Annotated in this window: 22 protein-coding genes and 3 riboswitches; of the genes, 6 read left to right on the forward strand and 16 right to left on the reverse strand. The window is 40.2% G+C overall.

The window, feature by feature from the left end; all coding sequences use genetic code 11:
• Positions 1–32: 32 nt before the first annotated feature.
• Both SporoP32a_RS03665 and metA read right to left on the reverse strand, forming a co-directional pair.
• Entirely contained in the window at positions 33–737 is a 705-nt protein-coding gene (locus SporoP32a_RS03665) for a YetF domain-containing protein (protein WP_369823924.1), read from the reverse strand.
• A 66-nt stretch (positions 738–803) separates the two neighbouring features.
• Entirely contained in the window at positions 804–1,712 is a 909-nt protein-coding gene (gene metA, locus SporoP32a_RS03670) for a homoserine O-acetyltransferase MetA (RefSeq protein ID WP_085426688.1), read from the reverse strand.
• A gap of 92 nt (positions 1,713–1,804) precedes the next feature.
• Positions 1,805–1,911: riboswitch (SAM riboswitch) on the reverse strand.
• 150 nt (positions 1,912–2,061) lie between these two features.
• Between metA and SporoP32a_RS03675 the strand changes: the two genes are divergently transcribed.
• Positions 2,062–2,334: an AbrB/MazE/SpoVT family DNA-binding domain-containing protein gene (locus SporoP32a_RS03675; RefSeq protein ID WP_085426689.1), complete on the forward strand. Its 273-nt coding sequence runs from the start codon at positions 2,062–2,064 to the stop codon at positions 2,332–2,334.
• A 118-nt stretch (positions 2,335–2,452) separates the two neighbouring features.
• Here SporoP32a_RS03675 and SporoP32a_RS03680 read toward each other — a convergent pair whose 3' ends face one another.
• Complete coding sequence (locus SporoP32a_RS03680) at positions 2,453–2,767, reverse strand: thioredoxin family protein (RefSeq protein ID WP_085426690.1); 315 nt, start codon at positions 2,765–2,767, stop codon at positions 2,453–2,455.
• A gap of 616 nt (positions 2,768–3,383) precedes the next feature.
• Between SporoP32a_RS03680 and serA the strand changes: the two genes are divergently transcribed.
• The gene (gene serA / locus SporoP32a_RS03685; protein ID WP_085426691.1) at positions 3,384–4,970 is read left to right on the forward strand and encodes a phosphoglycerate dehydrogenase; all 1,587 of its coding nucleotides are present in this window, start codon (positions 3,384–3,386) and stop codon (positions 4,968–4,970) included.
• A 42-nt stretch (positions 4,971–5,012) separates the two neighbouring features.
• Here the strand turns inward: serA and SporoP32a_RS03690 are convergent, their stop codons facing one another.
• Positions 5,013–5,459, reverse strand: a complete 447-nt coding sequence (locus SporoP32a_RS03690; RefSeq protein ID WP_085426692.1) for a small multi-drug export protein — start codon at positions 5,457–5,459, stop codon at positions 5,013–5,015.
• A 67-nt stretch (positions 5,460–5,526) separates the two neighbouring features.
• On the reverse strand, positions 5,527–6,321 hold the full coding sequence (locus tag SporoP32a_RS03695; RefSeq protein ID WP_085426693.1) for an HAD family hydrolase: 795 nt from the start codon (positions 6,319–6,321) through the stop codon (positions 5,527–5,529).
• A 176-nt stretch (positions 6,322–6,497) separates the two neighbouring features.
• Between SporoP32a_RS03695 and thpR the strand changes: the two genes are divergently transcribed.
• Complete coding sequence (gene thpR / locus SporoP32a_RS03700) at positions 6,498–7,046, forward strand: RNA 2',3'-cyclic phosphodiesterase (protein ID WP_158232733.1); 549 nt, start codon at positions 6,498–6,500, stop codon at positions 7,044–7,046.
• Positions 7,047–7,079: 33 nt separating this feature from the next.
• Here thpR and SporoP32a_RS03705 read toward each other — a convergent pair whose 3' ends face one another.
• Positions 7,080–8,768 (reverse strand): methyl-accepting chemotaxis protein, encoded by a 1,689-nt coding sequence (locus SporoP32a_RS03705; RefSeq protein WP_158232734.1) that lies wholly within the window; start codon positions 8,766–8,768, stop codon positions 7,080–7,082.
• 491 nt (positions 8,769–9,259) lie between these two features.
• On the opposite strand from SporoP32a_RS03705, the gene SporoP32a_RS03710 reads away from it, so the two are divergent.
• Together SporoP32a_RS03710 and SporoP32a_RS03715 are read left to right on the forward strand one after the other, a co-directional pair.
• Positions 9,260–10,417, forward strand: a complete 1,158-nt coding sequence (locus SporoP32a_RS03710) for an acyl-CoA dehydrogenase family protein (protein ID WP_085426696.1) — start codon at positions 9,260–9,262, stop codon at positions 10,415–10,417.
• Positions 10,414–10,971: an SLOG family protein gene (locus tag SporoP32a_RS03715; protein ID WP_085426697.1), complete on the forward strand. Its 558-nt coding sequence runs from the start codon at positions 10,414–10,416 to the stop codon at positions 10,969–10,971. Before SporoP32a_RS03710 ends, SporoP32a_RS03715 begins: the two co-directional genes overlap by 4 nt.
• Positions 10,972–11,019: 48 nt before the next feature.
• Here SporoP32a_RS03715 and SporoP32a_RS03720 read toward each other — a convergent pair whose 3' ends face one another.
• Together SporoP32a_RS03720 and SporoP32a_RS03725 are read right to left on the reverse strand one after the other, a co-directional pair.
• On the reverse strand, positions 11,020–11,559 hold the full coding sequence (locus SporoP32a_RS03720; protein WP_085426698.1) for a hydrolase: 540 nt from the start codon (positions 11,557–11,559) through the stop codon (positions 11,020–11,022).
• Between the two features lie 137 nt (positions 11,560–11,696).
• On the reverse strand, positions 11,697–13,886 hold the full coding sequence (locus SporoP32a_RS03725) for a malate synthase G (RefSeq protein ID WP_085426699.1): 2,190 nt from the start codon (positions 13,884–13,886) through the stop codon (positions 11,697–11,699).
• A gap of 404 nt (positions 13,887–14,290) precedes the next feature.
• Positions 14,291–14,422, forward strand: a riboswitch (cobalamin riboswitch).
• A gap of 144 nt (positions 14,423–14,566) precedes the next feature.
• Between SporoP32a_RS03725 and metE the strand changes: the two genes are divergently transcribed.
• Positions 14,567–16,861, forward strand: coding sequence for a 5-methyltetrahydropteroyltriglutamate--homocysteine S-methyltransferase (gene metE / locus SporoP32a_RS03730; protein WP_085426700.1), 2,295 nt, complete (start codon positions 14,567–14,569; stop codon positions 16,859–16,861).
• A 582-nt stretch (positions 16,862–17,443) separates the two neighbouring features.
• Here metE and ribE (SporoP32a_RS03735) read toward each other — a convergent pair.
• From ribE (SporoP32a_RS03735) to cyoE, 8 genes are all read right to left on the reverse strand, one after another.
• Positions 17,444–17,911, reverse strand: a complete 468-nt coding sequence (ribE, locus tag SporoP32a_RS03735; protein WP_085426701.1) for a 6,7-dimethyl-8-ribityllumazine synthase — start codon at positions 17,909–17,911, stop codon at positions 17,444–17,446.
• Between the two features lie 12 nt (positions 17,912–17,923).
• On the reverse strand, positions 17,924–19,117 hold the full coding sequence (locus SporoP32a_RS03740) for a bifunctional 3,4-dihydroxy-2-butanone-4-phosphate synthase/GTP cyclohydrolase II (protein ID WP_085426702.1): 1,194 nt from the start codon (positions 19,115–19,117) through the stop codon (positions 17,924–17,926).
• A 14-nt stretch (positions 19,118–19,131) separates the two neighbouring features.
• Complete coding sequence (ribE, locus tag SporoP32a_RS03745; protein WP_085426703.1) at positions 19,132–19,776, reverse strand: riboflavin synthase; 645 nt, start codon at positions 19,774–19,776, stop codon at positions 19,132–19,134.
• 3 nt (positions 19,777–19,779) lie between these two features.
• A complete protein-coding gene (ribD, locus tag SporoP32a_RS03750; protein WP_232319579.1) occupies positions 19,780–20,847 on the reverse strand; it encodes a bifunctional diaminohydroxyphosphoribosylaminopyrimidine deaminase/5-amino-6-(5-phosphoribosylamino)uracil reductase RibD in 1,068 nt (355 codons plus the stop codon).
• Positions 20,848–21,013: 166 nt separating this feature from the next.
• A riboswitch (FMN riboswitch) is annotated at positions 21,014–21,163 on the reverse strand.
• Positions 21,164–21,219: 56 nt separating this feature from the next.
• Positions 21,220–22,332 carry an o-succinylbenzoate synthase gene (gene menC, locus SporoP32a_RS03755; RefSeq protein ID WP_085426704.1) on the reverse strand — a complete coding sequence of 371 codons (1,113 nt, stop codon included), beginning with the start codon at positions 22,330–22,332 and terminating at the stop codon, positions 21,220–21,222.
• Positions 22,322–23,164 (reverse strand): GNAT family N-acetyltransferase, encoded by an 843-nt coding sequence (locus SporoP32a_RS03760; RefSeq protein WP_085426705.1) that lies wholly within the window; start codon positions 23,162–23,164, stop codon positions 22,322–22,324. The genes menC and SporoP32a_RS03760 overlap by 11 nt, the downstream gene beginning before the upstream one ends.
• An 11-nt stretch (positions 23,165–23,175) precedes the next feature.
• The gene (locus tag SporoP32a_RS03765) at positions 23,176–24,303 is read right to left on the reverse strand and encodes an amidohydrolase (RefSeq protein WP_085426706.1); all 1,128 of its coding nucleotides are present in this window, start codon (positions 24,301–24,303) and stop codon (positions 23,176–23,178) included.
• Positions 24,304–24,433: 130 nt separating this feature from the next.
• Positions 24,434–25,345: a heme o synthase gene (gene cyoE / locus SporoP32a_RS03770; RefSeq protein ID WP_085426707.1), complete on the reverse strand. Its 912-nt coding sequence runs from the start codon at positions 25,343–25,345 to the stop codon at positions 24,434–24,436.
• Positions 25,346–25,764 lie beyond the last annotated feature (419 nt).

The raw sequence follows: 25,764 nt of genomic DNA on the forward strand, positions 1-25,764 counted from the left end.
GAAGAGCCCTGATTATTTCAGGACTTTTCACGTTAAGTTGATTTTAATGTATTAATATATAAACTGCCATCTGTCTGAATTTCCGCATAAAGCACATGCTCAGGCTTGGAAATCCCCTGTTTTTTTAATTGTTCGGTTAGCCAAGTATCGGTCAATTGAAGTTCTCGCATATTTTTCTCTTCTACTTTCCCGTTAGTAATAATCTCAGTCGGAATATACTTTGGCGGTGGTGATGGGGCCTTGACATCTTTTTTTGTCGCATACTTCTCACCGGTATTCAGCATGACGCTCAAGTTACCATTCGTTTCAAATATCGCGTAATTGACATCCTTTACCGAAAATACCGACTGCTCGCGTAGCATCATATTTAGATCATTGAAACTTAACCGTAATTTACGCATGGAACCTTCTAGAATTTTTCCATTCTGTATGACAATCATCGGTTTATCATCGAGTAATACGCGAAGCTTGATGGATTTGAATGATAAAAAGTTAGCAAGAATTGTTAATACCGCCCATAAAACCATTCCATATAAACCATTTAAGAATGGCGTTTCAGACTCTCCTGCCAAATTGGCTGCAATCGAACCGATTGTTATGCCTGTCACATAATGAAAGAACGTCAATTGAGACACTTGTTTCTTCCCCATGAAACGCGCTAAAATCAACAGCACAATAAATGAAATCACCGTTCGTAAAGTCATTTCCCAAAAAGCTAATTCCCAAAATTCATCTATGTTCACTGCATACACCTCCAGTAGTCGGAGTATGTGCAAACTATAGGAATTTATACAACAATTCTTTTAACTCCAGTTGTAAGGAGTTTTTTGGTAGACATAGTAATTGAGCCAATTGGAGAATAATAAATGGGTATGAGAGCGCCAAGTATTTAAAGGCTCATTTGTCGGGTCATCATTCGGATAATAGTTTTCTGGAACATCAATATCTGCTCCTTTTTCTATATCACGCGTGTATTCATCCCCTAATGTGTGTGCATCGTACTCTAAATGTCCCGTGACCATAATATGCTTTGCATCATTCGAGATTACAATGAATGCACCTGCCTCTTCAGAAGCAGAAAGTAATGTCAATTCGGGATGATTCTTTATTTCTTCTAATGGCACCCCCGTATGACGTGAGTGTGGTGCTACAAATACATCATTGAATCCGCGTGCCAAGTTCACTGTCGGATCGGTAATGTCATGTGAAAATACTCCAAAACATTTCTTCGTCAACTCAAACTTGTCAATTCCGTAATGATGATAAAGTGCCGCTTGTGCACCCCAACAAATATGAAGTACAGACGTTACATTCGTTTTTGTCCACTCCATGATTTCCTCTAACTCTTTCCAATACACTACATCTTCGAATTGTAGAAGTTCGATTGGGGCACCTGTAATGATCATGCCGTCAAAACGACGGTTTTTGACATGTTCAAACGTAGTATAGAAGGTTTCTAGATGATTCTGACTGACGTTTTTTGAAACGTAGGTAGCCGTATTAAGAAATGTAACATTTACTTGTAATGGTGTATTTCCAAGCAATCTAAGCAATTGTAATTCTGTCTTCTCTTTTTCAGGCATCAAGTTTAAAATCAATATGTTAATCGGACGGATATCCTGTGCGGTCGCACGTTCTTCATCCATAATAAAGATTTTCTCTTCTTTCAGTAATTCCCCTGCTGGTAGATGTTTTGGTATGTTAATCGGCATGCTATTTCCCCCTTGAAGATCTATTATTACTATTTCTATACAAAAAGCCCTCATTTCTCTTGGATAAGAAAATGAGGGTTGACCGTTCACCGTTCTTATCTCTCAAGACAACAATCTTGTTGGAGGTAGCACCTTCCTGTTTGCACAGAGGTTGCTGAAGCTTCATCAGGCCAATTCCCTCAGCTTCTCTTGATAAGAAATATTTAATTACTGACTATTATAGCATTAATAATTTAATTGTATAGCAGAATTATCAAATTGTTCTGCGCATTCAAGTTTTGTAAATTGTAGATAGCATATTTTTGTGTATAATAGAAATTACCAACTACATTTCTTCGAGGAGGAGCTTATGAAGTCTTTAGGTATTGTTCGTAAAGTAGATCATCTCGGTAGGATTGTGATTCCAAAAGAACTTCGAAATTCTTTGTCGATTGATAAGGGTGATCCTATCGAAATTTTCGCAGAGGATGATAGGATTATTTTGAGAAAATATCAAGTCAACAGAGCATGTTTCATCACGGGTGAAGTGATGGAAGAAAATAAACAATTGTCAAACGGTCTATTCATTAGTCCACAGGGCGCAAAAATCCTTATGGAGCAATTGAAAGATTTCACAAAATAAAGCACATAACAACTAATGGAGCATGTGGCTCAATAGAAAAGGACTGAAAACAACTTTTATAGTTGTCTTCAGTCCTTTGTTTAGTTATATCCATAATCTCAACTGTGAAAACAGTAAATTATGCCAGGCTATTAATAAACTCTTCGATCTCTTCTTTAGTTTTACGGTTTTTACTAACGAACCGGCCTGTTTCTGTACCTTCGCTGAACGCTATGAAGCTCGGAATACCGAATATATCTAACTGACTGCATAGATCAATGAAATCGTCACGATCAACAGAAACAAATTCATATTCCTCAAATTCCGTTTCCAATGTCGGTAAGAATGGTTCAATCACTCTACAATCCGGACACCAATCTGCAGTGAATAAGAAAATGACTCGTTCTTGTTGTTTAAGTTGCTCAAACTGCTCTAGAGATTCTAAATTTTTCAATTCCAAACACTCCTTTTTACGAATAGTATAAGGTCACTATAGCACGCTTACTAGTACATCTTCTCTCCAGACGACTTATGCCATTTCCATTTACTAAATCCAAATTATGATATATCTTTATGATTAACGCCTAAAACACGAACGTTCACAAATAATTCATTATTTACGTTCGTATTTGACAGTTTTCTGTTTTTTGCAGGAAAGCAATTGACAATAGTTTTTGACGTGTTATGATAAATCTAAATTAATAGTTGATTAACAATTTCGACGAAGAGATACCTTCCTTTAACGAATTTTCCAGAGAGCTGATGCAGTGGTGAAAATCAGCATATTCCAAGGTTGGAGGCACTTCCGAATTGATTGGCTGAAATTCTTTAGTAGGCTGATCCGTCACATGTACGTTACACATGCTGAATGAAGGCTGCTTTTGCAGCAAAACAAGGGTGGTACCGCGTTAGTTTATCGAGCTTTTCGCCCCTTACTTATACGTAAGGGATGGAAGGCTTTTTTATTTTAGCTAAAAGGAGGTAACCCGCAACATACATATACGGTCAATCACACATAGTTTTCACACTAAAAAATCCACTACAAACAATTGAAGGAGAGAATGAATACCATGGCTTTTAAAATACTTATTAGTGACCCACTTAGCGAGGATGGAATTTTCCCACTGCGACAAGCAGAAGGTTTTGAAGTTGTAATGGAGACAAATTTAACACCTGATCAGTTGAAAGAGCGAATCAAAGGCTTTGACGCACTATTAGTTCGTAGTCAGACAACAGTTACTAAAGAATTGTTGGAATCAGCAGATCAACTAAAAATCATCGGTCGCGCAGGTGTAGGTGTCGATAATATCGATTTGGACGCAGCAACTGAAAAAGGAATTATTGTTGTCAACGCTCCAGACGGTAACACGAACTCCGCTGCAGAGCACACAATTGCAATGATGATGTCTATGGCACGTAAAATCCCTCAAGCTTTCAACTCATTAAAAAACAATAAATGGGATAGAAAATCATTCCTAGGTGTGGAATTGAAAAATAAAACTTTAGGGATCATCGGACTTGGCCGTATCGGTGCTGAAGTAGCAAGACGTGCAAGAGGACAGCGTATGAATGTAGTAGCATATGATCCGTTCCTAACTGAAGATATTGCGAAGAAATTAGGTATTGAAATCGGAACAGTAGATGAAGTACTCGAAGTTGCAGACTTCATTACAGTTCATACCCCACTACTTAAAGAGACGCGCAGAATGATCAACAAGGATGCTTTTGCGAAAATGAAAGACGGCGTACAAATCATCAACTGTGCACGCGGTGGAATCATTGACGAAGATGCTCTATATGACGCTATTGTCGCTGGCAAAGTAGCGGGCGCTGCATTGGACGTATTCGAGGAAGAGCCGTTCGTAGGTCACAAATTATTAACTTTAGATGAAGTGATCGCAACTCCTCACTTGGGAGCAAGTACATTCGAAGCACAGGAATCAGTCGCAGTTGACGTAAGCCGCGATGTAGTGAATTTCCTAACAATAGGATCTGTTCGTAACCCAGTGAACTTGCCATCTGTTTCCCGTGATGTGTTGGCGAAAATCGAACCATTCTTCGATCTTACGGAGAAATTGGGTATGTTCTTATCACAAATCCAAAACTCGGTTATCCATGAAATCAACATTCAGTATGCTGGAGAATTGGCAAACTACGATGTACGGGCATTAACTCGTAATACGGTTAAAGGTATTTTGAAGCGTAATCTTGGCGAAACAGTCAATGACGTAAACGCGAAGCTATTAGCTGATCGTTACGGCATTAAAGTAAATGAACAAAAAACAACTACAGGTAAAGGTTTCTCGAACCTAATTACAGTAGAAATCGTTACAGAAAAAGGTGTCCGCAAAGTAGCAGGTACACTTCTGAACGGTCTAGGAGCACGTATTGTAAAAGTCGATGATTATGTAGTGGATGCGATTCCTAGCGGTCACTTATTATTCATCCGCCACATGGATCAGCCAGGAGCAATTGGTCGTGTAGGTACACTTCTAGCAAATGAAAACATCAACATAGCAGCGATGCAGGTTGGACGTTCTACTGAAGGTGGATATGCAATTATGATGTTAGCTGTTGACCACCACGTTGAAGCCGATTCGATCAAGCGTATTAAAGAAGTTCAAAATATCAATGATGCTAAAGCAATTGATCTATAAGAATAAAGAAATCCAGCTGATCATTTTATCAGCTGGATTTCTTTATGTATGATTAACAAAAAAGTCGAATCCCATAGCGGTCAGAATACCAAACACTAAACACCAAAGTGCAATACTGACTGCAGACCAAATCGCCGTATTCAATTTCTTCGCACCGAATACCAGACCAATAAAGGCTGCGATATGTGTCCCAATTAATATAGGCCCTGCAAGTGCTAAAACAGGTAATCCATATGTATTCATAATTTGTTTTGCGCGTTGTTGGCGTTTCGATTCACCTTTGCCCTTCTTTTGCTTTCTGCGGTCCATCCATTCTTTAATAGGTTGGAATCCAATGATCAAAAGAAGAATAGTTGCCATATTACCAGCAAATGAAAGTATCATTACCCACATAGGCGATAACCCTCTAATAATACCTAAAGGAATGACAATCATGATTTCAATCCACGGTACAGCCGCTCCTAAAAACACTAAAAGATATTCTAGCACGATGCACCTCCTTGCTATTTAAACCAGTAGCTATGAGTAGAAAAGAATCAAAACCGATGAGATGATCTCATCGGTTTTTAAGTGTTGCAAGTATAGGAAATAGCCCATGTAAATTGTCTATCTCATAAGTAGGTTTCACTTCATCATTCGGCGGCTTGTTTTCACGATTGATCCACACATTATTCATATTAACACGGCTTGAACCTAGAATATCTGTCATTAGATTATCACCAATCATCAATGCTTCATCCGCTTGAATACCGCATAAATCAAGAACATATTTAAATATAGAAGCATCAGGCTTTCCTTTTCCGAATGCGCCAGAAACAATTATATGATCAAAGTAACCAGGTATCTCGGGCGATATCTTTAATTTAATTTGCTGTAGACTTGGTGATCCATTTGTCAGTAGGACCAGCTGATAATCCTCCTTTAACTTATCTAACACTTCGAACGTTTCTTCATATATATAAGGGCTATTTTTACGCTCTTTCGGAAACACTTCTGCTAGTTCTCTTCCGAATGCTTCATCATCAACCCCTAATTTCTTTAATCCTCTGATCCAAGCTTCTTTTTGATAGCCTGGAACAATCTCTTTCATTTTTTGAAATTCTTCCCCTTCATCGTCAAAGACACCCCAAAGTCCTTCAAAAGGATTAATTCCGATGTTTTGAGTATGTGGAAATGTTTCATATGTAGCATACAAATCTCTTGCTTCCTGACGTACCGCATGCTCAAGTTCAACTGGATTGACTCCTATTTTCTTTGTCGCATACTCACATGTTTTTTGAAATGCCATTGAAATACTCTTGGCATCCCAAATCAGTGTATCATCTAGATCAAAAATCAGTGTTTTAATCATTTTGACATCCCCTTTCCCATTGCAATGATTGTGTTATATCCCATTCTTATTATACACATTACTCAAGTAATTTGTTAGTACGTTACAGAGGACGATGGACTATACGAAGAATATCATCAAAATATGCATATTTTGATGAGAGTAAGGGAACCTACTATATAGGAGGTGAGCTGGAATTGGCACAACATTATTTTATAGGCATCTCTACTGCTCATCCAGTCGAAGAAATAGCCCAGCAATTTCGTGCTGAATATCAATTGATAGAGAAATACAAAGTGATTCCACACGCAAAAGATCTACATTTAACTATGCGCTATATCGGTGAGCTCGATGAAACCAAACTCCCATGGCTGAAATCTTGTCTACAGAAAATCGCTCAATCGAATAAAGGATTCACAGTGTACGTAAAAGGCATGTCTTTCTTCGGTTCTGCAAGTGGACCACGTGTCGTTTTTCTTGCAGTTCAGCCTTCGAGTATATTAAGCGAATTACAAAGACAAATCGCCAGACGGGTTGAAAATATTCTGGAGTTGGAAAAAGATATACGCTTTGTTCCGCATATCACAATAGCTAAAAAAAGAAAAACGACGGATAAGCTGCAATTAGAAAAAAAGATGATTGAACCTGTGCCTATTACAATAGAAGGTTTTTCTTTATTCAAGATTCATCCGAATGAAAGTCCCTCATATGAAACAATTGCTTATTTTCCATTTAAAAAGAGTTGATTGCATAATTTGCAATCAACTCTTTTCTGTTTATTAAACTTTAAACCGTGACATATCATGTTGAAGTTGTTCTGCAAGTTGAGCCAACGATTGTGAGCTCGAAGTGATTTCCTCATTAGCAGCCAACTGTTCTTCTGTTGCAGCACTAGTAGACTGAGCTTCTGCAGCTGCTTGAACAGCCAATTCTTCCACTTGTTTGGCTCCTTCTGTCACTTCATCGGTCATCGCACGAATTTCTTCAATTGCTGCAGATACCGTTGATACCTTTTCACTGACGTCTGAAGTAGCATGCTCGATATCCATGAAGATAGAATTTGTTTTTTCTGTGGATATTAGGCCTTCGGCAACACGCTTTCTGCCTTCGTCCGTGCTCGTTACTACCGTTTCTACATCGTGAATGATTGTATCAATCATTCGGCCAATTTCTTGAGTAGATTGCTTGGACTGCTCCGCCAAATTCCGTACTTCCTCGGCTACCACAGCAAAACCTTTACCATGTTCTCCAGCACGCGCAGCTTCAATCGCCGCGTTTAGTGCAAGTAAATTAGTTTGTTCAGCAATCGCTGCGATCATCGAAGTGACACCTCGAATACTTTCGGTGTGCTTAGACATTTTATTAATAGTCGTCATAGAGTCCCCAATGTTTTGACTAATATTCGTCATCTGATTGGTTGTTTCCCCCATAAGTGCAGAACCTTCCTTAACCAATCGCGCCACATCTTCAGAAGAATTCAGCATTTCTTCGTTATCTTGTGTAATGACATCAATTGCAGTTACCATTTCACCCATTGAGACAGTAGATTGATTGACAATGTTTGCCTGCGTCTCACTTGTTTGCAAATTCTTTTCTGAAATTTCCGCTACCATTTCAGACGCTGCCAAACTTTCTTCAGCACTAGCGGATAATTCTTCTGACTGTGCTGCTAATTGCAAAGCTGAACTTTTCGCACGATCGATGATCCCACGTAAATCAGTAACCATTACATTCAGCGCAATAGACATATCACCGATTTCATCATTGTTTTTTATCTTCACTTCATCTATCGCAAAGTTTCCAGCCGATACTTCAGTAAGCGCTAATGTCATTCGCCCAACAGGAACGCTAATCAGACGACTGATCACAATCGTGATGACTATACTACCAATGATACCGAATATAATTAAGAATCCTGACAATAAAGATGCACTTTTTGTATAGCTTGCTACATCTTTTTCTAAGTCTAGTTGCATTTGTCTTTGATATTCAGTTATTAGATTGATATTATCCGAAATCGTCTCTTGATAACCAGCCCCGTTTGTTCCTACTGCAAGTGCTTGTTCATCATTCCCCGCACGTTTCTCTTCTATAATAGAGAGAAGTACTTTATCGTATTCAGTACTCGCTTCTTTAATAGATGATAAAGCTTCCTGCATAGAGTTGTTTGTTATAATTCTCCCCAGTTCATTTAAGCGTTCTTCTATACGTAATTGAGTTTCTTCCAATTCTTTTATGTAAGATTCAGAACCGTATAACATGTATCCTCTTATATTCTTAGCTAAATTATTTTGATCACTTTGCTGCTGCTCTAATAAAATCACTTTATGCATCCGATCATTAATTAAAAACGAATACTTTTCATTAACACTTTTTAGCGACAAGAATCCGATAACTCCTATAATAATCATGATGATAACCACACTCATAAAACCAAACCACAGCTTTTTCCCCACTGTAAACTTCATGTTTTCCATTCTCCTCTATTAAATTGTCAGTACAAATCCAAACTTTATATCCAGTTATAATTATAACTCAATATAGTTATTTTCGTATAGACTTTACCAAAATATACTCAAAAACATAACCTTTGACATGTTATTTAATTATATCTGATAATACCTCACCATTATTAGACATTAAGTTTTCTGAGACTGATAAACGAACATACATATCGTGACTTTATGCTATTAATATACTGAAGCAAAAAATGGGAAAACGTAGAATTCTTCAGCAATAGATGTCGCTAAACGGAACGTAAATACTCTAACGTTTCTCCATCATACGACACGAACTTTTTTCTTTCGTCAGAATGGTAATTATTTTGTTTTTCTAGTATACTAGAATTTCATGACTCTTGAGAGAAGTACTCAAGGTAATCTATCATTTCTACATACATTTACAAAAAAACACAAAATTAAAAGCAGTATTAGACTGAAGTAGTTAGGACGTGTTACTCGTGTCGACAGAACTTTTTATCACAACGGACTTTCAACGCCGATGGGTCAATGAATTGACTGAGGCAGGTCCGTTTTTCAGTAGCTTTTCAGAACGATCTGATCAGCTCTCAAAATTCCCAAAAGAGAATATAGAAAAACTTGTGGAAATGGGCTATACGACGCTTACCCTACCTAGAGAATTCGGAGGCGCGGGTAGCACAGTGACGGACATGGTTCTTTTCCAAGAGACCATAGCTCGCTTCGATAGTGCTACCGCTCTCGCAATTGGCTGGCATCAAGGAGTTGTTGGTGAGCTGTACGAGAGCCGTAAATGGACGGAAGAACAACTGGCACAGTTTAGTGAAGCTATTCAACAAGGTGCGCTTGTTAATCGCTCCGTTACAGAAGCACAAACTGGTAGTCCAACTCGTGGCGGCCGTCCACAAACAACCGCAGTACGCACTGTAAATGGCTGGGTGATTTCAGGAGAAAAGACGTTTACAACTATGGCGCCTGCCCTTACTCATATCCTTGTATCTGTTTGGATTGAAGAAAAACAGAAAACAGGCTTCTTTTTGTTGCCAAGTGAAACGGCTGGTCTTTCCATTAAAGATACTTGGCATATGATTTCAATGCGCGGTACAGAAAGCCAGACGCTTGTGCTAGATCATGTCCAAGCAACAAACGAACAGTTAGTAGAAGTGAATGAAGCGTCACGCGCTAATAACCAGAATGGCTGGCTTTTACATATTCCTGCATGTTATATGGGAATTGCCCAGGCGGCTCGTGATTATGCAGTGCACTTTGCGGCTACTTATCAGCCAAACAGCCTCAATGAACCTATCGCTTCCCTTTTCAATATTCAAACGCAAATCGGAAAGATGGATTTAGAGCTAATTAAGGCACGCCACTTACTTTACGATATAGCAGGTATTTACGACGATTCTGCGCGTCGGGTTCACTTACAAAATGAGCTTGGAGTAGCGAAATCGATTGTGACAAACAGTGCAATTGAAATTGTTAATTTAGCAATGCGTATTGTAGGTGCAAAAAGTTTGGAATTATCGAACCCTCTTCAGAGACATTATCGCGATGTACGGGCTGGTCTTCACAATCCACCGATGGATGATATGACGATTACAAAACTTGCACAAGCAGCAATAAGTGGACAACAATGATTAAACGTCTACTCGTGAGCGGTTACAAAGCCCATGAACTAGGAATTTTCAATGAAGACCATCAAGGTATACCTATCATCAAAAAAGCATTGACGGATCAATTATTGGCACTTCTAGATCAAGGGCTTGAATGGGTTATAGTCAGTGGACAGCTCGGTGTTGAAACGTGGATTATTGAATGTGTGTGGGAATTGCAGGAAGACTATCCTCAATTACAATACGCGGTTATTACCCCATTTCTTGATCAGCAATCGAAATGGAATGAACTTAAACAAGAAACATACGAGCAGATCATAGCACTAGCTGATTATTCTGTAAGTCTGACGAATAAACCTTATGAAGCACCTTGGCAATTTGTCGAGAAGAATAAGTTTTTACTTCGAAATTCAGATGCTTTGTTACTTCTATATGATGAAGAAAACGAAGGTTCACCAAAGTTCCTGAAAAAAATGGCGGTACAGCTAGCCGAGACAACCAACTATGAGTTATTATCTATAACCGCTGATGATCTACAACTTATCGCGGAAGATTTACAACGTGAACAATGGGAATAAGAAAAAGCGAAATGCCGAAAACAGGCATTCCGCTTTTTTTATTTGGATTTACTTAATTACTTTTAAAACTTGCTTAAATTCATCTGTCCCTGCCTCACCAAGTAACTCATATAAAGCGGTTTCTACAGAAGTTCCAGACACTCCTAGATGCTTCATCTTTTGCAAACCAATCATTTTATTTGCTTCCGTTCTGGAGGTCACAGCATCTACTACTACTTCCACTTCATAGCCCTGCTTCACAAGATCAGCTGCTGTCATATAGACGCATATATGCGTTTCTATTCCCGCAATTAATACTTGCTTTCTTCCCAGCTTCCGCAGTTGGTTGACAAATTCTTCATTGCCCATTGCGCTGAATGTCATTTTGGCAATCGGTCGCTGACCTTCAAGCAAGTTCGATAACGATTCAGTAGTCGGCCCTAAACCATCAGGGTATTGTTCTAGCCATAGAATGGGAACATCGAGTACTTGTAATCCTTTAATCAATTTTTCCAGGTTATCATGCAATTCCTTACTTTCATTGACGATTTGTGCGAGCTTTCCTTGAACATCTACTAGTACGAAAACTGTTTGATTTGTTTGCAACATGTTTTATTCATCCCCTTTTCAACATTCCTGCTAGTATAGCATGTTTACAGATTTATTAGAAAACATCCATCTCTGTTTAGTTACGTAAAAAACCGACTCTCTTTCGTTAGTGAAAGAGAGTCGGTTTGGAATGGTTATTAGTTTTGTACTGTCGCTTTTTGTTTTGCTTTTGCTTTAGCTTCAATACGTCGAGCATGCAAGATTGGCTCCGTATATCCACTCGGCTGTTCTGCCCCTTTAAAGATCAGGTCAGATGCCGCCTGGAACGCGATGGAATCATCGTAGTTCGGTGCCATCGGTTGATACAATTCATCATCCGAGTTTTGCTGATCTACTACTTTTGCCATCCGCTCCAAAGTTTCCTTTACTTGTTCTTTCGTACAAACGCCATGACGTAACCAGTTTGCAATGTGCTGACTCGAAATACGTAATGTTGCACGGTCTTCCATTAATCCGACATCATTGATATCAGGAACTGTTGAACACCCTACTCCTTGGTCGATCCAGCGAACTACATAACCTAGGATTCCTTGTGCGTTGTTATCTAGTTCCGATTGTACTTCTTCAATAGACCAGTCCGCATTAGGTGCCAATGGAATATCAAGGATACCATCGCGGTAATCGATTGAACTGTCGATTCCAGCTTGCACTTCTTTAACATTTACTTCATGGTAATGCAATGCATGCAAAATGGCTGCTGTTGGTGACGGAACCCATGCAGTGCTCGCTCCCGCTTTTGGATGAGCAATTTTCTGTTCAAGCATTGCGGCCATTAAGTCCGGCATAGCCCACATTCCTTTACCAATTTGCGCGTGTCCAGGTAGACCCGCTCCAATTCCGACTGCAACGTTTGCAGATTCATAAGAAGATAGCCATTTAGATGTCTTCATATCCGCTTTACGAATGACTGGACCTGCTTCCATAGATGTATGAATTTCGTCACCTGTACGGTCAAGGAATCCAGTATTGATAAATGCAATACGCTCTTTCACTTCATTAATTGCAGATTTCAGATTCAATGACATTCTGCGCTCTTCATCCATAACCCCAATTTTAATCGTATTGCGCTCAACACCTAGTAGATCTTCAATACGATCAAATAGTTTGTTTGCAAATGCCGCCTCAGCCGGACTATGCATTTTCGGTTTTACGATGTAAATGGAATTGTGAAGCGAGTTTTTAAACTCTGCGTTTTCTTTAAAGTTATGCGTAGCAATCAAAGACGTAAGAACACCGTCCAAGATGCCTTCAGGTACTTCATTGCCATTTTCGTCGAGGATCGCATTGTTAGTCATTAAGTGACCTACGTTACGTACGAACATCAATGAACGACCACGCAGTGTCAACTGCTTGCCATCACCACCAGTATACGTACGATCGGCATTTAGTTTTCTTGTAACTGTTTTACTACCACGCTTGAATGTAGATTCCAAGTCACCCTTCATTAGACCAAGCCAGTTACGGTATACGCCAACTTTATCTTCGGCATCCACTGCAGCAATCGAGTCTTCACAATCCATCAATGTAGAAAGTGCTGCTTCAAGTACTAGATCTTTCACACCCGCTTTATCACTTTTCCCGATTGGATTATTCTTGTCGATTACGATTTCGATATGCAATCCATTATTCACTAACAATACAGCAGTCGGCGCGTCTTCTTTGCCATTATATCCAACAAACTTGGACTCATCTTGCAATAGAACCGTGTTACCGCTTTCAAGCGTCACTTGAAGTTTACCTTCTACAATTTTATAAGCCGTTACCTCTGCATGAGAACCCTCAGCTAAAGGTGCTGCTTGGTCTAATAATTTTTTCGCAAAATCAATAACCTTTTGTCCACGAATCGGATTGTATTGAACGCCAGCTTCAGCACCCGCATCATCACTAATTACATCCGATCCGTAAAGTGCATCGTATAGACTTCCCCACCTAGCATTCGCTGCATTTAATGCATACCGGGCGTTATCAATTGGAACTACCAATTGTGAGCCTGCTTGGTTTGCGACTTCATTGTCAACGTTAGCTGTTGTCACTTTAAAGTCTTCAGGAACTGGCTCTAAATAGCCAATCTCTTGTAAAAACTCTTTATATTTAGCGAAATCAATTTCGCCTTTATTATTTTGGTGCCATTCGCTAATAGTCTTTTGCAATTCATCACGTTTTTCTAATAGCGCTTTGTTTTCAGGAGCAAGTTCATGAATGAGCGAATCAAAGTTTGCCCAAAATTGATCTTTTTGGATTTCTAAGCCCGGTAGAACATCTTCGTTTACGAAGTTATACAGTTCTGTTGCGACTTGCAGTTTACCTACTTTTTCATAATTTGTCATGGAAAAAAGCCACCCCTTAATATTTTTTGCGCTACTCTGTTGTATAACATGTAGCGATGAACACTATTTATCATCGATTATTCAGCAATACCCCATAGCCTGCTAATTACAAAACAGCACATAAAAGATGATTATTTTCTTCATTTGAAGACGTGTTAGTACATATCATACCTAAAGTCTAGTTAACTTTCAACTGAATTGTGAAAATTTTCACATCTCGATTAAGTAGATGTGATTGTAATCATCTACAACAGTTATATAACAGTTTATGTAGAGAAGTCTTCACTCCTCTCGCACCTATCTTTCTACTTTAATAATTGTTCTATAGGTAGTAATCATTAAATATAGATAGCAAGTTGACACCTGTTTTTCCATATGATAGCTTTAGAGACAATCATCTGAATTGAATAGTTTGAAAAATAGGTGAAATGAAAAATTTTTCATTTCCTAATAGGGAATCCTTTCTTGGAGCGGTCCCGCCACTGTGAAGACGCCCAGCGTCCAGCCAGATACCTGCCTATTTTTCACAACGCTTAATCCTACGGTGAATAGGGAAGTGTTAGACACACGCAGTCTATAAATACGTGCTTTTTTATGCATGTGTTTTATACATACGCGATCTTCTAACATTTCCCCGAGAAATGTTTTTTTATTACAAAAATTTCAAGGGGGAATAATCAATGGTTAAAAGTAGTATCGCAGGCTATCCTGTTATAGGTGAAAATCGTGAATGGAAACGTGCACTCGAGGCATTTTGGTCGAACAAGATCTCACAAGACGAGCTTCTTCAAACAACGAAAGAAATTCGATTGGCCAACTTAAAAAAGCAGCAAGAGGCAGGCGTGGACTTAATTGCCGTGGGTGATTTCACATTGTATGATCGCGTACTAGATACATCTGCAATGTTCGGCATCATACCTTCACGCTATAACTGGAAAGGCGGACAAGTTTCCACTTCCACATACTTCTCAATGGCTCGCGGCAATGACGAGGCAGTTGCCTCTGAAATGACCAAGTGGTTCAATACGAACTATCACTATATCGTACCCGAATACGAGGGTCAGCGTTTTGAGTTGACGGAGAACAAGCCACTTGCTGCCTATCGTGAAGCAAAGAACGAACTAGGCATTGAAGGGAAACCCGTTCTTTTAGGGCCTTATACATTATTAAAATTATCTAAAGGATACGCAGAAAAAGACGTACCATCCATCATCTTGCAATTGATTCCACTTTATCAAAAAGTTTTACAGGAACTACAGGATGAAGGTGTGCAGTGGGTCCAAATCGATGAGCCTATTCTATCTACCTCCATTTGCTCAGATGAAATGAAAGCTGTCACTGAAATATATTCACAGTTGACGAAAAATCTCGATGGACTGAATATTCTTTTGCAGACTTACTTTGATTCAGTAGAACATTATGTAGAGACTATCGCATTGCCAGTTGCAGGAATTGGACTTGATTTCGTCCACGGAGGCGAGAAAAACTTAAAGAACTTGGCGCAATACGGTTTCCCTAAAAACAAAGTGCTTGCAGCCGGAATTGTAGACGGACGCAACGTATGGCGATCAGATTTGGAGGAAAAACTAGTATTATCTGAAACAATCCAGAAGCACGTTTCAGCTGACAACTTGTGGATTCAACCATCTTGCAGTCTGCTTCACTCACCTGTTACGACTCGTTCTGAACAGAAGCTTGATGCAACGATCTTGAATGCTTTAGCATTTGCTGATGAGAAAATTGAAGAAATCAAAACGATTCAAACGTCTTTACTACACGGAAGGGAAAAAGTCGCTACGGAATTCAAAAAAAGCGAAGAAGCATTGAACGCATTTAATGCGCTCCCTGCTCGTAACAATAAAGAAGTGCGTGAAGCAACGTCCGGAAGTTTACTTTCCGAAAGTAAACGAAGTTCACTATTTGCGGAACGTAAAGTGAAGCAGCAGGAAAAATTCCAATTGCCACTACTTCCTACTACTACAATAGGTAGTTTCCCACAAACTCCGGAAGTACGCGCTACACGTAATAAATGGAGAAAAGATGAAATTACAGATCAGCAGTACAAAGACTTCGTACATGCCGAAATTAAAGAATGGATTGATATTCAAGAAGACTTAGGGCTAGATGTATTAGTTCATGGTGAGTTCGAACGGACGGACATGGTTGAATACTTCGGAGAAAAGCTAGACGGCTTTGTCTTCACTGAAAAAGCTTGGGTTCAGTCCTACGGTTCACGTTGTGTGAAGCCACCAATCATCTTCGGAGACGTTGCATTCATTAAACCGATGACAGTCGAAGAATCCGTTTATGCAAAATCACTCACAGATCACGAAGTAAAAGGAATGCTTACAGGTCCTGTAACCATTTTAAATTGGTCATTCGTTCGTGATGATTTGTCAAGAGAAGAAGTGACAAACCAAATTGCACTTGCTTTACGCAAGGAAGTCGAAGCGCTTGAAGCGGCAGGTATTCATATGATTCAAGTAGATGAGCCAGCACTTCGTGAAGGTCTTCCATTGAAAAAAGCTGAATGGAAACACTATTTAGATTGGGCAGTCAATGCATTCCGCGTGTCTACTGCATCCGTAAAAGATACGACGCAAATCCACACGCATATGTGCTATTGTGATTTCAACGATTTTATTGAGGCAATCAGCGCACTTGATGCAGATGTCATCTCAATTGAAACTTCACGTAGTCACGGTGACTTGGTTGAAGCTTTCAATGAGTATCACTACGACAAAGGAATCGGCTTAGGCGTCTACGACATCCATAGTCCACGCGTCCCAGCCGTTGAAGAGATGACGGAGATTATCAACAAAGGCCTTGAAGTTCTCGAGCCCAACCAGTTCTGGATTAATCCCGATTGTGGTTTGAAGACAAGAAAGCGCGAAGAAACGATTGCTGCATTAAAGAACATGGTCGTCGCTACTGTACAGGCACGTGAAAAGTTAGGCGTAGTTGCGGTTAAATAATGAATTTAGAACTGTCTAAGAAACTATATTCGTTTCTTAGACAGTTTTTTTCTTTGAAAGTTTTTATTAGAGTAGCTGACGCTGGTGTTCGTGAGGGGATTTGCGCTTCGGAAGGACGTATTTCCGGAGGGTGGGCGGTGAACCACCTCTAGTGCAAAGATGTGCTCCTAACGCTTCACTTTTACTCGCAAAAGCCGTAGTTCGCTATGGCTCTCGCACCAATCTCTTGCAATGCGAGTAAGCGATACTCTTTGTAGTGCATTAAGGTTATGGTTATGGTTGTGATTAATGTTGAGCTTTCAAGGCTATGAGCGGTTATCAAGGTTCTATGATCACTTAGATGAATCTATGAGCACTCGTGGCGTCTGATAGAGCGGATTCTGCGTGCTATAGAGCGCAAAATGTGTTCTATGAGCGCTCAAACGGATTCTATGAGCGAAAGCTGGATGCCGAAGCTTCCATCCCCTTGCGCTCACTAAGTAACTAACTATCCATAAACTCTTGCTCTTAAACATAACAACACAAAAAGGATGCCCCATGAAGTAAGTAACTTCAGGAACATCCTTTTTTTCTACTCACTAATCAGTCAAACTGCTTCGTGAGGTTCGCCATCTCAATAGCAGACACTGCTGCGTCCCAACCTTTGTTGCCTGCCTTAGTCCCCGCACGCTCGATCGATTGCTCAATCGTATCCGTCGTTAGCACACCAAAGATCACCGGGATTCCAGATTGCATACCCGCTTGAGATACACCCTTTGCCACTTCATTACAAACAAAGTCAAAGTGAGGTGTCGCGCCGCGGATTACTGTACCGAGCGTAATGACTGCATCATACTTTTTAGAATCCGCCATCTTCTTCGCAATCAGCGAAATTTCAAATGCTCCTGGTACCCACGCTACGTCTACGTCCGCTTCATCTACACCATGTCGTTTGAATGCGTCTTGTGCACCGGATAGTAACTTCCCAGTGATGAACTCATTGAATCGACCTACAACAATTCCTACTTTTAAGCCTGTACCTACTAAATGCCCTTCGAATATATTACCCAATTTTATCTCTCCTTATAAAGTTAATAAATGACCTAGTTTTTCCGCTTTTGTGTGTAAGTATTTTTCGTTCGCTTCATTAAATGGTAGCTGAATTGGAACACGTTCGACCACTTCCAACTCATATCCTTTTAAACCGGCAATTTTCTTCGGATTATTCGTCAACAGACGCATTTCTCGAATGCCTAGTTCCCGCAGTATTTGCGCACCGATTCTGTAGTCGCGCAAATCCGCCGCAAATCCAAGCTTTTCATTCGCTTCCACTGTGTCAAAACCTTGTTCTTGCAGTTCATAGGCTTTCAGTTTATTGATCAAACCTATACCTCTGCCCTCTTGGCGCATATAAAGCAATACACCCCGTCCTTCTTCTTCAATCTGAGTAAGCGCTGCGTGAAGTTGCGGACCGCAGTCACAGCGACAAGAACCAAAAACGTCGCCTGTTAAACATTCCGAATGAACCCTTACCAAAACCGGTTCTTCTGTCGTGACGTCCCCTTTTACCAACGCCACATGTTCTTTACCTGTCATAGTTTCAGTATAGCCAACCATGCGGAACTCTCCGTAATCTGTAGGCAACTTAATTTCCGCTTCACGAATCACTAATTGCTCTCGTTGTAGACGGTAATGAATTAGATCTTGAATCGTAATTAATTTCAAATTCAGTTCTTCGGCCATCTGACGTAATTCAGGCACACGCGCCATTGTTCCGTCTTCACTCATGATTTCGCAAATCACACCTGCTGAAGCACTCCCTGCTAATCTTGCCAAATCCACAGCAGCTTCAGTATGTCCAGTCCGTTCAAGCACGCCTCCCGACTTCGCTATAAGGGGGAATACATGCCCTGGGCGTTTGAATTCACTTGAAGTTGCAGTGGACTCCATCATTTTAACGATTGTATCAGCTCGTTCAAATGCGCTAATACCCGTATGTGTAGATTGATGGTCGACACTGATTGTAAATGCCGTGCCATGGGAATCTGTATTATGATCGGTCATCATGGATAAATCCAGTTGCGTAGCTTTCTGTTCCGTAATCGGCACACAAATCAAGCCGCGACCTTTCGTTGCCATGAAATTGATAATTTCCGGTGTGACTTGATCAGCCAGCGCAACGAAGTCCCCTTCATTTTCTCGGTCTTCATCATCCACTACGATGACGACTTTTCCTTGACGTAAGTCTTCTAATGCTTCTTCGATTGTATGAAACATCCTCATTCACTCCTTCACATAAATCCGTGTTGTTGTAAAAAGTCTTTCGATAACGTTTGACCATTGTCTTGTCTTTTCTGCAGCATGTTTTCGACATATTTAGCGAGCATATCGCATTCAAAATTGACCGTCTCACCTATATTCTTTTTTGCAATGACCGTCATTTCTTGTGAATGCGGGATTAAAGAAATTGTAATATCTGTATCTTTCACTTCAAAGATTGTCAATGATGTCCCATCCAATGCAATAGAGCCTTTATGTACTAAATATTGGCCATATCCTTCTGGTAGTGATAAGCGGATATATAATGCATTATCAACTGTTCGCTTGTCACGAATAGTCGCTACACCATCTACATGTCCCGTAACAAAATGTCCGCCAAGCCTGCCGTTCGCAGCAAGGGCACGTTCTAGATTCACCGCGCTTCCTGATGTCAATTGTCGTAAAGAAGTTGAGGTTATGGTTTCAGGCATAACGTCTGCTGCGAATTGATTTTTCGTAAAGCTTTTGACTGTCAAGCAAACACCGTTCACCGCAATGCTGTCGCCGATACTTACATCGGTCAATACAACAGATGCAGCTATCGTCAATGTCATGGACTGAGCACCTGGTTGTATATGTTTAACCGAGCCGATCTCTTCGATTATTCCTGTAAACATCGCTTAATCACTCTCTTTCGGTACCGCAATGATTTTTATGTCAGGTCCAATCATTTCTACACTTTCAAATGCAAATGGAAACGCATCATCCATCAATTGTGGGTCAAGTCCACCAATCGGTGTCAGAGATCCTGTTCCACCCAGTAATTTTGGGGCTACATAACAAATGACTTTCTGCACCGCACGCGCTTTGACGAATGACGCATTAATGGCCGCGCCACCTTCTACTAGTAACGTCATAACTCCACGTTTTCCTAATTCCAGTAGAATGTCTTCTACAATCAACTGGGGTTTCTGCATGCGAATGATCTGAACATGCGGCTTCCTAAGTAACTTTTCATGCGATAGTTCTGCATATTTTCCACAAAAGATCCATGTCGGTGCTTCTGTGTTTTGAATCACTTGACTAAACTCTGGTGTTCGTAAAGATGTATCTAAAATGACTCGAATAGGATGTTTTCCACCTAGGGGCAGTCTGGTGGTGAGAAGAGGATTATCATGAAGAAGCGTTTGAACGCCTACTAAAATCGCATCTTGTGTATGGCGAAGTTGATGGACATCGAGTCGCGCTTGCTCACTCGTCACCCATTTACTATCTCCTGTTGAAGTTGCAATTTTACCGTCTATCGTCATAGCTGTTTTCATTGTCACATGAGGTGTTTTATGTTTAATAAAATGAAAAAATGATTCATATAGTTTTTTAGCGCGTTCATTGTAGAGACCTTCAGTTACTTCTACTCCCGCTTCAAGTAGTTTCGCTATACCATTACCTGCTACAAGCGGATTGGGATCCGTTGTGGCGATATAGACATGCTTGATACCTGCTTGAATAACAGCATTTGCACAAGGAGAAGTTTTACCAGTGTGTGAACAAGGTTCAAGTGTTACATACAAATCGGCACCTGTTGCTCTTGCTCCTGCCATGTCTAGCGCTACACGTTCCGCATGGCGCTCCCCCGCTTCTAAATGCGCACCCATCCCAATGATTCTGCCGTCTTTTACTAAGACCGCACCTACTGGTGGATTGGGAGAGGTTTGACCTGCTACGTTCTCTGCGAGTTGTAAGGCCATTTCCATATACTCCTGATTCACTCTGCAACACTCCAACTTACGGTATTCCTCTAGTGACAATTCTACATACAAAAAGCCCCGCAATATTTTATGCGGGGCTTGTAACCATAACAAAATAAACGTTATACGCAGCAATGAAAAAATCATTACATGTAGTATATACGTACTGTTCCTTCTCTCATCCAGACTTTAACTGTCGGCTTTGGAGTTTCACCAAATCCACCTTCTGCTTTATATAAAGCATCCGGGTCACGGACTAAGAGCTTGTTAGCTCATCACCGTCGGTAGGGAATTACGCCCTGCCCCGAAGGAAACATATTCGATTAATTAAGAGTCTAGCATACATATTCCGAAATTGACAATACTGAATATTTATTCAGCCGTAAATACCCACTTATCTACCGTGAATCTTTCAATCGCATCCATATTAGGCGAATAGCCGATTCCATCGTCAGTCGGAACCGTGATGTAGCCATTCTCGGCAACTACTTCAGGCGAAATAATATCTTGTTCCCAGTAACGTGAAGATCCTGCTGTATCGCCAGGTAAAGTGAAGTTCGGTAGGGTGGTCAATGCTACATTTTGTGCACGTCCAATACCCGATTCCAACATGCCGCCACACCAAATATCAATTCCTTTTTCTGCACAATAATCATGGATTTTCTTCGCTTCCGTCAGTCCACCCACTCTACCGACTTTCACATTAATAATTTTGCAACTACCGATCTCGATCGCTTTCCGAGTATCTTCAAGTGAATGAATACTTTCGTCAAGACAGATCGGAGTCTTAATTTGTTTTTGCAGCGTTGCGTGATCGATAATATCATCTGATGCGAGCGGTTGCTCTATCATCATTAAATTGAACTGATCCAATTCCTTTAACAACTCTACATCATCTAACGTATAAGCGGAGTTTGCATCTGCCATCAAAGGGACATCCGGATACACTTCACGGATAGCTTTGAGGACTTCTATGTCTTTTCCAGGTTTGATCTTTACTTTAATACGCTTATATCCTTCATCGATGAAGTTTTTGATATTCGCTAATAAATCCTCTACATTTTCTTCAATGCCAATACTGATTCCTACTTCAATACGCTCGCGCTTTCCACCGAGTGCAGCGGCTAACGTCATTTGATGATGCTTGGCATACGCATCCCAAATAGCTCCTTCAATTGTTGCTTTAGCCATATTATTTTTACGTATATGTCCAAATAAACCCGTTACTTCATCAGGATGTTCAATAGACTTACCTAGAACGGCAGGTATTAAGAAGTCACGGAGCATATGAATCGTTGTTTCCGTCGTCTCTTCACTATACCAAGGGGCTGTGAATGCGACAGACTCCCCCCATCCTTCGTTTCCGTCATCGTCCGTTACAGTTGCTAGTAGGAAATCTTTCTGCTGCATCGTTCCAAAACTCGTTGTAAATGGATGTTTCATCATCATATTTATTCTGCGTAATGTAACCGAATTAATTCTCATTAGATAAGCTCCTTTGATTAGGCAACGGTATGATAGAACGCTTGCAGAATCGATAGTATGCCACCGTGTCTTCGGTTATACATACATCAATCAAAGCAAACCCTCCCTCACACAGTTGTCGAAATATGGTTCTCGTCTTCATTCGCCATTCATAGGCTAGTTCAGGTTTATTCTGCTTTATCAATTGTATATTCTTCGGCACAGGCACTTCTATCTCTTCTGCCAGTAGCCATTTATTTGTATCAGGCAGGCGTAAGATGGGATATGAATCGCGGTCTACACTAGTCTCAAAAGGGCGACTGTATTGTAGATTGGGCTGCCATTTATTCATGACACGCGCACTATCAATCCACCAAGCTACTTGGAAGCGGTCAGTTGGTAAACCTTTGTTCAGCCCATCATCCATTTTGCCATAACAATCCACTATATAGTCATAGCACACTCCAAATAGCTTGGAAGTATTCAGGTAGGCGTTGCGGCTTTCGAGAGGATCAAATGTCCAAACTATTAGCCTGTATCCCATTTCCCGTGCAAGACGAAGTTGTTCGTCTTTCAACAGCTTTCCAATTCCCATCATCTGAAATTCTTTGTCTACTGCCAGCATATGAGAGCATAGGTATACCTGTCCTTCTGTATAACCTGTAAAACTGTAGGAATAACCGACCATTTGCTCTTTTAGAAATGCCCCGACAATTAACCCGCCATTTTTGACAGCAGTCATTGTTTGATGGACAGGGATAGGCTCCATTCCCCAGATTTTCTTCTCGAGTTTTTGCATCGCATACAGGTCTTTAAGTTCGGTCACTTTTCTAACTTTAATATCCAGGGTCATGACATCACCTTCTACTTTTTTGATTGAAACGTTAATTCTAAAGCAGTCGTTAAGATTTCAACTCCTGTTGCTAACGCGTCTTGATTGAATGTCATATGCGGATGGTGAAGTCCTGGTGTTAAGCCACATCCTAAACCGAGCATAGTGCTTTTGACAGTAGGATGCTGTACAGAATAAAAGTGGAAGTCTTCTCCGCCTGGTGTGACAACAGTACGAGTAGCTTTGTCTTCTCCCACTACACTGACAATTGCTTGGTACATCAATTCTTCCGCTTCAGCATCCACTTCCGCAGCTACCATTTCCGCCATTACATCATAATCAATAACTACATCATATTGCGCAGCAACTGCTGAAATGACACGTTCAACATGCTGATATAACTCATCCATTACTTTATTCTCTTGTGCACGCAAGTCTAAACTGAACTTCGCATTGCCTGGAATAATGTTCGCGGATTCTCCTCCAGCCTGGAACATCGTCATTTTCGCCGTGTGAGAAATAATCGGATTACAATGAATGGACTGCAATCCACTGACTAGTGAAGCACCTACTTCAATCGCATTTTTCCCTTGGTGAGGACGCGCGCCATGCGCTTCAGTTCCTTTTATTATACCACTTACCATCTTTGCCGCCCCATGACGTAAAGAGGCCGTGGAGCAACCGTCATCCATTTCATCCGCAGCACGCACATGAACGCCAAACAAGTACTCAATGTCATCAATAATCCCCTGATCAATTACAGCTAATGCACCTTTCCCTTTTTCCTCTGCAGGTTGAAAAAACACTTTCAATGTGCCTTTTTCAGGAATTCCACGTTCTTTGGCCATTAGCAGTGCACCGATCCCCATCGTCATATGTCCGTCATGACCGCATGAGTGATTTGCTTGATATACGCCGTCTACTTCCTGCCATAGCGCATCTATATCCACACGTAATCCGACTACCGGCTTGCCTTCACCAATTGTGACAGACAAACCTGTCATCCCGTCAAACAAATTGACATTAAATCCTTCACGCTCAAGAAATTCTTTCAAATAACGTGTTGTTTCTGTTTCTTTCCAACTGACTTCCGGATGCTTATGTAAATGCGCAAACACTTCGTCTAATTTCGGTTTTAGCAACCGTACCTGCTCTTTCATTAAAGCGCCCCCTATAGCAAACTTCATCAAATTATTTAATAGTTAATGCTGACTTTTCAAACTTCTTAATAAGTCTAACATAAAAAAGACTCCCGCTTCACACTGTGAAGGGAAGTCTGTTCTGTATTTATTAAAACGTCCAAAGAATCATCATACCGAACAATAACGTCATGTAATTGACTGAGTATAAGAACATAAAGTTGGCCCATTTATAATCATCTTTTGCATAGAAACCGTAAATGCTAGCTGCAATATATCCAATGTTCATCAATGTAGCGATAACAAGGAAGGTAGTACCGAACATCGTTAAGAGGAACGGTAATGGCAGGAGACATAATACATAATAAAGCATTTGACGTTTTGTAAAAGCAAAGCCGTAAACAACAGGGAGCATCGCAACATTCGCTGCGCTATAGTCATTGTATTTCTTCATGGCGATCGCAAATGTATGTGGCATTTGCCAAATGAATAGTATCGCCACCAATACAATGGGTACAACATGATCCGCTGACATAATCGCTGCCCATCCAATAATAGGAGTAACAGCACCCGATACACTACCAATCACTGTATTCAATGTATATTTGCGTTTAGACCACATCGTATAGGGTATTACATAAGTAAACCATCCAATAAATGCATAAATTGCTGCTTCTAACGTAGTGAATATTAATAACAACATTCCAATTCCCGATAATATCAAACCGATATTCAACACAGTCTTCAAAGCGAAATTACCTGTCACAGTAGGACGGTTTTTTGTTCTCTCCATCACTGTATCAATATCAGAATCAAACCAGTTGTTCATTACCAGTGCACCCGCAACGAGCAAAGTGCTACCTATCATGGTGAGTAGGAATACACCCCAGTTTTGCGCGAGTGACATGCCTGAAAAATACAACGCCAACCAAAACCCCACAAAAACCGGAAAGATATTCGCAATAAGGACAGGTCCTTTAACTAATGATTTAATATCCGAGAAGAAGGTAGACGCCGAGCGGCTTTGACTAGTACTCGAAACAATATGGGCTTCTTTCGTCATATGGATCCGTTCTCCTTTTACGTTACATTTCAATGATTTTTCCATTCGTACATATAACTATATCATTTTCTTAAAAGCAAAATCAAAAAAACAAGACAATTCCTTATAAACTGTTACAAAAATTTGTCCGCCGCTACTTAATAAGAGAAATGTCGATAAAAATCAACATTTTTTCACATTATTTTATAACGAATTATCTAATAGCAAATTCCCCTATTTTTCGACAGAACGCGAACCTATACCCCCTATAGGTTCTAACACTTGTTTACCTACCTGAATCAACCCTGTTTAATTTACCATTTTCATTATAAAATACGATTTAAATACACATATAAATTGTATGGCATCAACTGTTTTCTCAATATTTAAATTGATATTAATTTTATTATCCTGTAAACTTGCTTAATAGTATTGCGAAA

This window comes from Sporosarcina ureae (assembly GCF_002109325.1).
In the GTDB taxonomy this organism is placed as follows: domain Bacteria; phylum Bacillota; class Bacilli; order Bacillales_A; family Planococcaceae; genus Sporosarcina; species Sporosarcina ureae_C.

Excerpts from the sequence above, each read along its gene's own strand:
- metA (WP_085426688.1), bottom strand. The coding sequence starts at position 1,712 with ATGCCGATTAACATACCAAAACATCTACCAGCAGGGGAATTACTGAAA.
- SporoP32a_RS03675 (WP_085426689.1), top strand. The coding sequence starts at position 2,062 with ATGAAGTCTTTAGGTATTGTTCGTAAAGTAGATCATCTCGGTAGGATT.
- serA (WP_085426691.1), top strand. The coding sequence starts at position 3,384 with ATGGCTTTTAAAATACTTATTAGTGACCCACTTAGCGAGGATGGAATT.
- SporoP32a_RS03695 (WP_085426693.1), bottom strand. The coding sequence starts at position 6,321 with ATGATTAAAACACTGATTTTTGATCTAGATGATACACTGATTTGGGAT.
- SporoP32a_RS03705 (WP_158232734.1), bottom strand. The coding sequence starts at position 8,768 with ATGAAGTTTACAGTGGGGAAAAAGCTGTGGTTTGGTTTTATGAGTGTG.
- SporoP32a_RS03715 (WP_085426697.1), top strand. The coding sequence starts at position 10,414 with ATGATTAAACGTCTACTCGTGAGCGGTTACAAAGCCCATGAACTAGGA.
- SporoP32a_RS03720 (WP_085426698.1), bottom strand. The coding sequence starts at position 11,559 with ATGTTGCAAACAAATCAAACAGTTTTCGTACTAGTAGATGTTCAAGGA.
- SporoP32a_RS03725 (WP_085426699.1), bottom strand. The coding sequence starts at position 13,886 with ATGACAAATTATGAAAAAGTAGGTAAACTGCAAGTCGCAACAGAACTG.
- metE (WP_085426700.1), top strand. The coding sequence starts at position 14,567 with ATGGTTAAAAGTAGTATCGCAGGCTATCCTGTTATAGGTGAAAATCGT.
- SporoP32a_RS03740 (WP_085426702.1), bottom strand. The coding sequence starts at position 19,117 with ATGTTTCATACAATCGAAGAAGCATTAGAAGACTTACGTCAAGGAAAA.
- ribE (WP_085426703.1), bottom strand. The coding sequence starts at position 19,776 with ATGTTTACAGGAATAATCGAAGAGATCGGCTCGGTTAAACATATACAA.
- ribD (WP_232319579.1), bottom strand. The coding sequence starts at position 20,847 with ATGGCCTTACAACTCGCAGAGAACGTAGCAGGTCAAACCTCTCCCAAT.
- menC (WP_085426704.1), bottom strand. The coding sequence starts at position 22,332 with ATGAGAATTAATTCGGTTACATTACGCAGAATAAATATGATGATGAAA.
- SporoP32a_RS03760 (WP_085426705.1), bottom strand. The coding sequence starts at position 23,164 with ATGACCCTGGATATTAAAGTTAGAAAAGTGACCGAACTTAAAGACCTG.
- SporoP32a_RS03765 (WP_085426706.1), bottom strand. The coding sequence starts at position 24,303 with ATGAAAGAGCAGGTACGGTTGCTAAAACCGAAATTAGACGAAGTGTTT.
- cyoE (WP_085426707.1), bottom strand. The coding sequence starts at position 25,345 with ATGACGAAAGAAGCCCATATTGTTTCGAGTACTAGTCAAAGCCGCTCG.